Origin of the sequence: Mycobacterium paragordonae, assembly GCF_003614435.1 — a bacterium.
Lineage (GTDB): Bacteria > Actinomycetota > Actinomycetes > Mycobacteriales > Mycobacteriaceae > Mycobacterium > Mycobacterium paragordonae.
On the sequence record NZ_CP025546.1, the window covers coordinates 3,073,418 to 3,085,214 of the forward strand.

Here is an 11,797-nt window from a genome sequence, read left to right on the forward strand (position 1 = left end):
TCAGTGGACGCCACCAAACAGGTTGACTACCTGAAACGCCTCACCGCGGACCTGCGGCGCACCCGGCGGCGGCTGGCCGAGCTGGAGGACCGGCTCTCGGAGCCGGTCGCCGTGGTGGGCATGAGTTGCCGTTACCCCGGTGGTGCGGATTCACCGGAAGCATTGTGGCAGTTGCTGATCGAGGGCCGCGACGGCGTCGCGGACTTTCCCGCGGACCGCGGCTGGGACGTCGAGGGAATGTATGACCCCGACCCGGATGCGCTCGGCAAGAGCTACACGCGGCGGGGCAGTTTCCTCAACGACGCCGGCGATTTCGACGCCGGATTCTTCGGCATCGGGCCCAACGAAGCCCTGGCGATGGACCCCCAGCAGCGGGTACTGCTCGAAGTGTCATGGGAGGCGCTCGAGCGTGCCGGCATCGATCCGACGTCGTTGCGGGGCAGCGCCACCGGGGTGTTCGCCGGGGTGATCCACGCCGGCTACGGCGGCGAGGTCAAAGGCGAGCTGGAGGGTTACGGTCTCACCGGCTCCACGCTGAGTGTGGCCTCGGGCCGGGTGGCCTACGTGCTGGGGCTGGAGGGCCCGGCGGTATCGGTGGACACGGCGTGTTCGTCGTCGCTGGTGGCGCTGCACCTGGCCGCGCAGTCACTGCGTTCCGGCGAGTGTGATCTGGCACTGGTGGGAGGCGTGACCGTGATGGCCACGCCCGGCGGGTTCGTGGAATTCAGCAGGCAGCGGGCGCTGGCCGCGGACGGTCGCTGCAAGGCGTATGCGGCCGCGGCGGACGGCACCTCGTGGGCCGAGGGTGCCGGCGTGCTGGTGGTCGAGCGGCTGGCCGATGCGCAGCGGCTGGGCCACGACGTGCTGGCGGTGGTGCGGGGTTCGGCGGTCAACCAGGACGGCGCCTCCAACGGCCTCACCGCGCCGAACGGCCCGTCACAGCAGCGGGTGATCCGGGCAGCACTGGCCAACGCCGGTCTCGGCGTAGCCGACGTCGACGTGGTCGAAGGCCACGGGACCGGGACCACGTTGGGCGATCCGATTGAGGCGCAGGCGATTTTGGCGACTTACGGCCAGGATCGGCCAGAACCCCTCTGGCTGGGATCGATCAAATCGAACCTCGGTCACTCGTCGGCGGCGGCCGGGGTGGCCGGGGTGATCAAGATGGTGTTGGCCATGCAGCACGGCATGATGCCGAAAACGCTGCACGTGGACGCGCCTACCCCGCACGTGGATTGGTCGGCGGGCGCGGTGTCATTGCTGACCGAGGCGCGCCCGTGGCCGGCGCCGGGCCGGCCGCGGCGCGCGGGTGTGTCGTCCTTCGGGATCAGCGGCACCAACGCTCACGTCATCCTGGAACAGGCTCCGGAGCCTGAAGCCGTTGTCCCGGAACCGTTTACCGGTCCCGTGCCCTGGGTGCTGTCGGCACGTTCGCCCGCCGCCCTGGCCAATCAGGCCCGGCGGCTGTCGGGGAAAGCGCGCTCCGATGACCGGCCGGTGGACGTGGGCTGGTCGCTGGTGAGCACCCGGTCACTGTTCGAACACCGTGCCGTGGTGGTGGGCACCGAAGGTGCGCAGTTCCAGGAGGCTCTGGCGGGTCTGGCCGCCGGCACGCCGTCCCGGGATGTCGCAGTGGGCCGCACCCGCCCGTTAGGTCAGACGGTGTTCGTGTTCCCCGGCCAGGGCGCGCAATACCTGGACATGGGTCGTGCGCTGCATGAGCGGTTCCCGGTATTCGCCAAGGCCTTCGACGCGGCGGCCGACGCGTTGAACGGTCACCTCAGGCTGCCGCTGCAGCAGGTGATCTGGGGTACTGACGCGGCCGTGCTGGAGAGCACGGAGTTTGCGCAGCCGGCGCTGTTCGCCGTCGAGGTGGCGTTGGCGGCGCTGCTGCAATCCTGGGGCGTGGTCCCGGACCTGGTGCTCGGACACTCGGTCGGGGAGATCGCGGCCGCACACGTGGCGGGGGTGTTCTCACTCGAGGATGCGGCACGGCTGGTCGCGGCCCGCGGCCGCCTGATGGCGGCGTTGCCGGCCGGCGGTGTGATGGTGGCGGTGGCGGCCACCGAAGCCGAGGCGGTCGCCGAACTGGGACCCGGTGCCGGCATCGCGGCCGTGAACGCGCCTGACGCGGTGGTGATTTCGGGGGAGGCGGCCGCGGTGGACGCGGCCGTGCAGACCCTGGCCGCGCGCGGTCGACGGGTGCACCGACTGGCCGTCTCCCACGCGTTCCATTCGGCGTTGATGGAGCCCATCGTCGGTGACTTCGTGGCGGCGCTGGCCGGACTGACCGTGTCCGAACCGCGAATCAGCCTGCTGTCGAATGTCACCGGTCGACTGGCCGGGCCCGGGTACGGATCCGCCGACTACTGGGTTGAGCATGTGCGCCGCCCGGTGCGATTCGCCGACAGCGTGCGGCAAGCGGAATCGTTGGGAGCCAAGGTCTTCGTAGAGGTGGGACCCAGCGGCGGGCTGATGCCGTTGGCCGAGCAGTCCCTTGCGACGGAGCCGGTAGCGGCCACCTTGCTGACCAAGGACCGTCCCGAAGTCGAATCGCTGCTGATCGCGCTCGGCCGGTTGTTCACCGCCGGCGTCGGCGTGCAGTGGCGCGAGGTGTTCGCCGGCCTCGGGGCTCAGCGGGTGGCACTGCCGACGTACGGCTTTGCCCGCCAGCACTTCTGGTTGGCGGAGCTGGGGGTCGGGCCGACCCAGTTGGCCACCGTCGGCCTGGCCGCTGGTGGCCATCCGCTGCTGGGCGTGGTGGTGGAGCGGCCGGACGTCGGTGGTGTGGTGTTGAGCGGTTCACTCTCACCGGCGGTACAAGGGTGGTTGGCCGACCACGTCGTCGGCGGGGTGGTGCTCTTCCCGGGCGCCGGATTCGTGGAACTGGTGTTGCGGGCCGGCGACGAGGCCGGCGCCCCGGTCATCGAGGAGCTGACGCTGTTGGCCCCGCTCGTATTGCCGCCCGGTGGCGCGGTGCCGGTGCAGGTGGTCGTCGCTGCCGGAGATGACAGCGGACGCCACGGCGTCTGGGTGTATTCGGCCGCCAGGGGCGGTGATTCGTGGGTATTGCACGCCGAGGGAATGCTCGGACCCGACAGCATCCGGGGTGGAGCGGATTTGTCGGCCTGGCCTCCGGTCGGCGCCAAGGCGGTTGACGTTTCGGGCGTGTACGAGCAACTGGCTGCGCGCGGTTACGGCTATGGGCGGGCGTTCCAGGGTATGCGGGCGGTGTGGCGGCGCGGGCGTGAGGTTTTCGCCGAGGTCGCCGCGCCCGAAGGGGTTAACGTGCGGCGCTTCGGAATTCACCCCGCGGTGCTGGACGCCGCGCTGCATGCCTGGGGTTTCGTGGAGGGCGGCGAGCAGTTGGCGTTGCCGTTCTCCTGGCAGGGGGTGACGCTGCACGCCGCGGGCTCGTCACGGCTGCGAGTCCGGTTGGCGCCCACCGGCGCCGGTTCGGTGTCGGTGGAGCTGGCCGATTCCGCGGGACTGCCGGTGTTGTCGGTGCGAGAGCTGGTGGTGCGCGCGGTCTCCGAGCAGGCACTGCTGGCGGGAGCGCCGGCGGGGGCGAAACCGGGCGGCGGGTTACTCGAGGTGGTGTGGACACCGTTGCAGCACAACGGTGCTGGAGCCGTCGGGGTGCAGTCGGTCTGGGCGTTGCAGTCGGATGGGCAGCTGCCGGGGGCGGTATCGGATGCCGCCGACCGGGCACTGCGGGTGTTGCAGGAGCATCTGAGCTCGGACGGAGTGCTGGCCGTGGTGACGCGTGGTTCGGTGGCGCTGGGCAGCGAAGCCGTGTCGGACCTGGCGGGCGCGGCGGTGTGGGGCCTGGTGCGTTCCGCGCAGGCCGAGCATCCGGGCCGGATCGTGCTGATCGATTCCGACGGCTCGATACCGGTCGAGGAGGCGCTACGGCATGGGGAGCCGCAGCTGCTCGTGCGGTCGGGCACGGTCTACGGGGCTCGACTGGTGCGCGCATCGTCGTCGCTGCTGGAACTGCCGGAGGGGATGTGGCGGCTGACCGCCGGTGCCGGGGGGACGCTGGAGGAGCTGACCGCCCGGCGTTGCGAGCGTGCGGAATTGGGCCCGGGACAGGTTCGCGTCGCCGTTGGGGCGGTAGGGGTCAATTTCCGCGATGTGATGCTGGCGCTGGGTATGTATCCCGGCTCCGGGGATCTGGGCGTCGAAGGTGCCGGGGTTGTCGTGGAGGTGGGTGCCGGTGTGACCGAGTTGTCGGTCGGCGACGCGGTGATGGGCCAACTGGGCGCAGCGGCCTCCGAAGCGGTCGTGGATCAGCGCATCGTGACGGCGGTACCGGCGGGCTGGTCGTTGGCCACCGCCGCCAGCGTGCCGGTGGTGTTCTTAACCGCGCTCTACGGCTTGTCGGTGCTGGGTGGACTGCGGGCCGGCGAGCGGGTGCTGATCCATGCCGGTGCCGGCGGGGTGGGCATGGCCGCGATCCAGCTGGCACGGCACTGGGGCTGTGAGGTCTTCGCCACGGCCAGCCGGGGCAAGTGGGATACGTTGCGGGCCATGGGTTTCGACGACGACCACCTCGGCGATTCCCGGACACTGGAATTCGAGGAGAAGTTCCGGGCGGTCACCGACGGCGAAGGAATGGACGTCGTACTCAACTCGTTGGCCGGCGAGTTCCTGGACGCGTCATTGCGGCTGACGGCCCCGGGCGGGCGTTTCCTCGAGATGGGCAAGACCGATGTCCGCGACGCGCAAGCCGTCGCCGAGCAGCATCGCGGGGTTCGCTACCAGGCGTTCGACCTGTTCGAGGCCGGGCCCGACCTGATGGCGCGCATGTACGGCGAGATACTGGGACTGATGCGCGACGGAGCGGTGAAACCGCTGCCGATCACCGTTTTCGATATGCGGCGCGTGCAGCAGGCGTACCGCTTCGTCAGCCAGGCCCGCCACATCGGCAAGGTGGTACTCACGGTGCCGAACGGGCCGGCCGGTGCGCAGTCGCCGTTGACCGGCGCCTCCGTGGTGATCACCGGCGGGACCGGGATGGCCGGTGCGGCCGTGGCCCGACACCTGGTGGACCACTACGGAGTAGCGCATGTGGTGCTGGTCAGCCGATCCGGTCGACGGGCCGAAGGAGCGGACGAACTGGTGGCCGGCCTGGAACAGGCCGGGGCACGGGTGACGGTCGCGGACTGCGATGTCACCGACCGCGCCGCCACCGCCGCGATGCTCGAGCAGATCCCCGCGGAGTTCCCCCTGAAGGGCGTGTTCCACGCCGCCGGCGTCACCGACGACACGGTCATCACCTCGTTGACAGCCGAGCGGCTCGACGCGGTGCTCCGGGTCAAGGTGGACGGTGCGTGGAATCTTCATGAGCTCACGCGCGGGGCGAATCTGGCTGCCTTTGTGACGTTTTCGTCGCTCGCCGGGATCGTCGGCAGTCCGGGCCAGGGCAACTACGCGGCGGCCAACGCCTTCCTGGACGGGCTGGCGAGATATCGCCGCGACCAAGGTCTGCCGGCCAACTCGATCGCCTGGGGCCTGTGGGAGGAGGTCAGTACGCTGACCCGCCACCTGGGCGAGCGCGACCTCGCCCGGATGAAGCAGGTCGGACTGTCGCCCCTGCCCACCGAGCAGGCGCTCGCGCTGCTCGATACCGCCCTGCTTGCCGATCATCCGGTGGCCGTTGCCGCTCGGCTGAATACGACTGCTTTGACCAGCGAGGCCGACCTGCCGCCGCTATGGCATGAGCTGGTCACCCGCCCGAGCCGGCGCGTCATCGACGCCGCCGACAGCTCCGCGGCGGTCACCGGCATGGTGGAACGGCTGCATGCGCTGGCCCCCGACCAGCGTCAGCGTGCCCTGACTGAGTTGATTTCAACAAGCGCCGCAACGGTTTTGGGCCACAGCAGCGCTATCGAAATCGACGGCCACAAGGCTTTCCAAGAACTCGGGTTCGACTCGCTGACCGCTGTCGAGCTGCGAAACCGCCTCAAAGCCGCGACCGGGCTCACGCTGTCGCCCACCCTGATTTTCGACTACCCGACCCCCGCCGCCCTGGCCGACTACCTCGCGGACCAACTGGCGAACACGGCGCCGGCACCCACCGAACAACCGAACCCGTTGACCCGTTTCGGCGACATCAGCGGTGAACTCGACGCACTGGTTCACCAACCCGGCTTGACCGCCGACGAGAAGACCCAGATCACCGCCAAACTCCGCGCCCTGATCGCCGATCTGACCGCCACTCCCGACGACGACACCACCATCGACAAGAGTGAGCTTCAGGCCCTCCTCGACGACGACTTCACCCCATAGGCCGGCCGTGCAACCGACTGACATCGCCATCATCGGTGTTGCGTGCAGATTCCCGGGCGCCGCCGGCCCTCTGGAATTCTGGAACCTAATACGCGAAGGCCGTGAGGTTCTCGAACCCCTCTCGGACGCAGCCAATTTCGATGCCGACTTCTTCAACCTGTCGCCCCGTGAGGCCAGTGCGATGGACCCGCGGCAACGGCTGGCCCTGGAGCTGACCTGGGAGCTGTTCGAAGACGCGTTCCTCCTGCCCGGCACGCTGCGCGGTGAACAGATCGCCGTGTACCTCGGGGCAATGAGTGACGACTACACGCTGCTCACCATGCGCGAGGGCGCAGATCAGGTGGACCACCATGCGTTCGCCGGCCTGAGCCGGGCGATGATCGCCAACCGGGTCTCCTATGTCTTCGGCCTGCGCGGGCCGAGCATGACCGTCGACTCCGGGCAATCGTCGTCTCTGGTCGCGGTGCACGAAGCCGGTGCCGGCCTGCGGGCCGGCGATTTCACCATGGCGGTCGCCGGCGGGATCCATCTCAACCTGGCACCCGAATCCGCTTCACTGGAGCGGGAATTCGGTGCCTTGTCACCATCCGGACGCACGTACGCCTTCGACCAGCGGGCTGACGGATACGTGCGCGGCGAGGGCGCCGGCCTGGTCCTGCTGAAACCGCTCGACGCCGCCGTGCGGGACGGCAACCGCATCCACGCCGTAATTTCCGGCAGCGCGGTCGGCAATGCCGGCCACGGCGGTGCCGGCCTGACCGTGCCCTCGGTCACTGCGCAGGCCGACGTCATACAGCGGGCGCTGAGCAGCGCCGGCCTGGGCCGCGACGACATCGGCTACGTCGAAGCCCACGGAACCGGGACCCAGGTCGGCGACCCGGCCGAGGCCCAGGCGCTCGGCGCTGTTTTCGGCGGGGGCCGCCCGGTGGCCATCGGGTCCGTCAAGACGAACATCGGTCACACCGGCGCCGCCGCAGGAGTGGCCGGCCTGATCAAGACGGTGTTGTCCATCCAAAACGGCTTCATTCCAGCAAGTCTCAACTTCGCCACCGCGAGTATCGACCTGGCAGCGCTGGGTCTGCGCGTCAACGCCGCGCTGACACAGTGGGATGCCGCGCCCCGCCGGGCCGGCGTCTCGTCGTTCGGCATGGGCGGCACCAACGCCCATGTGATCGTCGAGCAGGCTCCCGTCGCGGAACCGGGCGGGACGGCACCCCCTGACGACGTGACCGTGCCCTGGGTGCTCAGCGCGCGGTCGGCCGAAGCGCTGGCCAATCAGGCGGGTCGCCTCGCCCGCCGGGTCGGCGGGAGCGGCATTGCCGATGTGGGTTGGTCGTTGGTGACCACGCGCTCGCAGTTCCAGCATCGGGCGGTCCTGGTCGGCTCGGACCGCGAGCAGCTGGCGTCCGCGCTGACGGGTGTGGGTGAACCGGGGTCGGGCGCGGTGGTCGGCCGGGCCGGGACGCCCGGCAGCACGGTCTTCGTGTTTCCCGGACAGGGCTCGCAGTACCTGGGTATGGGCCGGCAGCTATACGACCGGTTCCCGGCCTTCGCGGCCGTATTCGACGAGGTCCTCGCCGCGCTCGACTCACATCTGACATCGCCCCTGCGACAAGTGATCTGGGGTCACGACCGGGCTCTGCTGCAAAGCACCGAATTCGCTCAAGCGGGGTTGTTCGCGGTACAGATAGCCATGTCCGCGCTGCTGCGGTCCTGGGGGGTGACACCCGACGTGGTGCTGGGCCACTCGGTGGGCGAGATCGCCGCCGCCCAGCTGGCCGGGGTGCTGACGCTGCCGGATGCCGCGCGCCTGGTGGCGGTGCGCGGTCGGTTGATGGCCGAATTACCCACGGGCGGTGCGATGATCGCGGCCGCCGTCGGCGAAGCGGAGGTGGCGCCGCTGCTGGCGCACGGCGTCAGCCTGGCGGCCGTCAACGCGCCGGATGCGGTGGTGCTGTCCGGACCGGAGGTCGCCGTCGGCGCTCTGGCCGAGAGTCTGGCGGCTCAGGGCCGTCGAGTGCAGCGGCTCGCGGTGTCGCATGCGTTCCATTCCGCGTTGATGGAGCCGATGCTCGAGGAGTTCCGGACGGCCCTCGCCGGCCTCAACGCCTCGACGCCGCGAATCAGCCTGATTTCCAACGTCACTGGTGAGCCGGCCGGCGCCGGATATGGGTCGGCGCAGTACTGGCTCGATCATGTGCGCAAACCGGTGCGGTTCGCCGATGGGATCACGGCGGCAGCCGGCCTGGGCGGCGGGGTGTTCGTCGAAATGGGCCCGGCCGCCGGTTTGACCGCGGACCGGCACGTCTCGGTCCTGACGATGACGGACGGCCGCGCCGAGGTCGATGCCGTGCTGACCGCTGCGGGGACGATGTTCACCAGGGGAGTGGACGTCGACTGGGCCGCCACGTTCGACGGACTGGCGCCACGGCGGGTGGAATTACCGACGTACGGCTTCGCGCGGCGACGCTTCTGGGTGGGAACCGGTGACGACACCCCGGTTGCCACCCCACCCGCGGAATCGCTGCAAGACCTCGATCCCGGTGAGCAACGCCGCCGGCTCGCCGAGTTGGTATGCCACCACGCCGCCGTCGTGCTTGGGCACCCCGGTGGCGGCGACATCGAAGCCGAACGGGCCTTCCAGGATCTCGGCTTCACCTCGATGAGCGGGGTTGAACTGCGTAATCGCCTGAAAACGGAGAGCGCTTTGTCGGGATTGCCACTATCGCGCACCCTGATTTTCGACTATCCCACGCCAATCGTCCTGGCCGAACATCTCGCACAGCTACTGTCGGGTGATCCCGGCAGCGAATCCGGTGACGTCGGGATTTGGTCGTTACTACACACGATTCCAATCAGCGAGCTGCGGCGGACCGGTTTACTCGACAAACTGCTGCTGCTGGCGGGTAGACCGGAAAAGGCCATGTCAGACGCGGTAAACCGCGAAGATGTAATCGACTCCCTGAGCCCGGACGCGCTAATCGCGATGACGCTCGACGGCGAGGATGATAATGGCTGACGCCAGGTATCACTGACAAATATTTCTCACACAATAAGACAGGTGTTGAATATCACCGTCTTTGCCAGGTTGCGAAATGCGAACTAAACTCTGGTTTTTAACAAGTCTTTTCGGGGTGGGCTGTCCGACGAGTAACTGAATGAGGCAGGGTCAATGAGCGTCATCGCCGGAGTCTTCGGTGCATTGCCACCACACCGATACAGCCAGAGTGAGATCACCGATCTGTTCGTCGAGTTCCCGGGGCTGAAGGAGCACGAAGAGATCGTTCGGCGGCTGCACAAGTCCGCCAAGGTGAACAATCGCCACTTCGTGCTGCCGCTGGAGCGCTACCCGTCCCTGAACGACTTCGGCGATGCCAACGAGATCTTTATCGACAAGGCGGTCGACCTCGGCATCGAGGCCCTGATGGGCGCTCTCGACGAGGCGGGCCTGCAGCCGCAGGACATCGACCTGATCGTCACCACCACCGTCACCGGCGTCGCGGTTCCGTCGCTGGACGCGCGGATCGCCGGACGGCTCGGACTGCGACCCGACGTCCGCCGGATGCCGCTGTTCGGCCTGGGATGCGTGGCCGGCGCGGCGGGCGTGGCGCGGCTGCACGACTACCTGCGTGGGGCTCCCGACGGCGTCGCGGTGCTGATCTCCGTCGAGCTGTGCTCGCTGACCTACCCGGCGGTCAAACCGACGGTCTCGGGTCTGATCGGAACGGCTCTGTTCGGCGATGGCGCGGCCGCCGTCGTCGCCGTCGGTGACCGCCGCGCCGAGCAGATCCGGGCCACCGGACCCACCATCGTCGATTCCCGCAGCCGCCTGTACCCGGAGTCGCTGGACATCATGGGCTGGGACGTCGGATCGCACGGCCTGCAGCTGCGGCTGTCCCCGGACCTGACCGGCCTGATCGAAGCGCACCTGCCGGCCGACGTCGACGGGTTCCTCGCCCTGCATGACCTGAACCGCGACGACATCGGCACCTGGGTGAGCCACCCCGGTGGGCCGAAGGTGATCGACGCGATCACCAGTTGCCTGGAGCTCGCGCCCGAGGCGCTCGAGCTGACCTGGCGCTCCCTCGGCGAGATCGGCAACCTGTCCTCGTCCTCGGTGCTGCATATCCTGCGCGACACCATCGAGAAACGGCCGCCCAGCGGGAGTCCCGGTTTGATGCTTGCGATGGGTCCCGGGTTCTGCGCCGAACTGGTGCTACTGCGCTGGCACTGACTCGCGCACGTGCACTGTCAGACCCGGCTTGGGACTGAGCGACGCGAAGTTCGCCGCCCGGAGGCGCTGAGCCGGTAGGTCCAGGGTGGTCCGCGCGACCAGCCGGGCCAGCATCACCGTCATCTCGGTGATGGCCATCACCGAACCGATGCACCGGTGCAAGCCGCCGCTGAACGGAATGAACTCGTATGGAGCGGGTTTGCGGTAGTCCGGGGCGTCGGGGTCCCAGCGCTGCGGGCGGAATTGCGTTGGCTCCGGCCATATCTCGGGCAGCCGGTGGGTGACGTAGGCGCTGAACACGATCATCCGGCCCGCCGGGATGTGACGGCCCTCGAAGCGCAGGTCCCGCATCACCCGCCGGGCCGAGATCACACCCGGCGGGTAAAGCCGAAGTGTCTCGTGCACAACGCCGTTGAGGTAAGTCAGGGCGGGCAGATCCGCGGCGGCGGGTGGCGCGCCGCCCAATACCCGCCCTACCTCGGCAGCCGCGGTATCCCAGGCGCCGGGCATCGTCAAAAGCAGGTGGGCGGCCCAGGCGAGCGCGCCGCTGGTGGTTTCGAACCCCGCGGTGATCATCGAGACGATCTGGTCGCGAATCTCGTTGTCACTCAGGGTCTGTCCTTCGTCGGATCGCCCGTTGAGCAGCGTTGTCAGCATATGGTCGTCGGGTCTGGGCCGGGCCCGGGCATCGGCGATCTCGGTGTCCATCAATTCGTCGATGCGCGCCCGGGCGGTCATCGCGCGCCGCCAGCCGGGGGAGTTGAGCCTCCGTTGCATCGCCATCACCTGGGGTAGGTGGTGGGTCAGGTCCAGCAGCGGCTGCAGCTGTGCGCCAAGGAAATCCGAATGCGCGGCCATCCGGGAACCGAACAGGCTTTCCGCGGTACTGCGCCGAATAGCCGAACGAAAACCCTGATAGATATCCACCCGCTGGCCGGGGCGCCAGTCGTCGATCATCGTGTCGACGGAGCGCACCATGGTCTGCACGTACTCCTGAACCTGGCGGTGGCGCAGTCCCGGTGCCACCACGCTGCGCCGGCGGCGGTGGTCGTCGCCGTCGCTGACGATCAGTGCGGTCGGGCCGTCCACCGGCGCCAGCGTCTCGAAGGTCTCCCGCCAGCTGAACGCATCGGCGTTGGCGAAGACGAACTTGTTCGCCTCCGGCCCAAGCAGATAGACGAATCCGCGGCTTCCGATCCCGGCATTGATGACCGGGCCACGGCGTCGGTACGCCGCCAACAGCGCCTCACCGGGTGGGTAGGACACCGG

General features: G+C 68.8%; 4 protein-coding genes. 3 read left to right on the plus strand and 1 reads right to left on the minus strand.

Annotated elements, in window-relative coordinates:
• Positions 1-3 precede the first annotated feature (3 nt).
• The 3 genes from C0J29_RS14110 (at position 4) to C0J29_RS14120 (ending at position 10,528) form a co-directional block, all read left to right on the plus strand.
• On the plus strand, positions 4-6,294 hold the full coding sequence (locus tag C0J29_RS14110) for a type I polyketide synthase (protein ID WP_120792705.1): 6,291 nt from the start codon (positions 4-6) through the stop codon (positions 6,292-6,294).
• 7 nt (positions 6,295-6,301) lie between these two features.
• Positions 6,302-9,313 carry a type I polyketide synthase gene (locus C0J29_RS14115; protein WP_120792706.1) on the plus strand — a complete coding sequence of 1,004 codons (3,012 nt, stop codon included), beginning with the start codon at positions 6,302-6,304 and terminating at the stop codon, positions 9,311-9,313.
• 153 nt (positions 9,314-9,466) lie between these two features.
• A complete protein-coding gene (locus C0J29_RS14120) occupies positions 9,467-10,528 on the plus strand; it encodes a type III polyketide synthase (RefSeq protein ID WP_120792707.1) in 1,062 nt (353 codons plus the stop codon).
• On the opposite strand, the gene C0J29_RS14125 is transcribed toward C0J29_RS14120, so the two are convergent.
• The gene (locus tag C0J29_RS14125; RefSeq protein ID WP_120794721.1) at positions 10,511-11,794 is read right to left on the minus strand and encodes a cytochrome P450; all 1,284 of its coding nucleotides are present in this window, start codon (positions 11,792-11,794) and stop codon (positions 10,511-10,513) included. The genes C0J29_RS14120 and C0J29_RS14125 overlap by 18 nt on opposite strands.
• Positions 11,795-11,797: the final 3 nt, after the last annotated feature.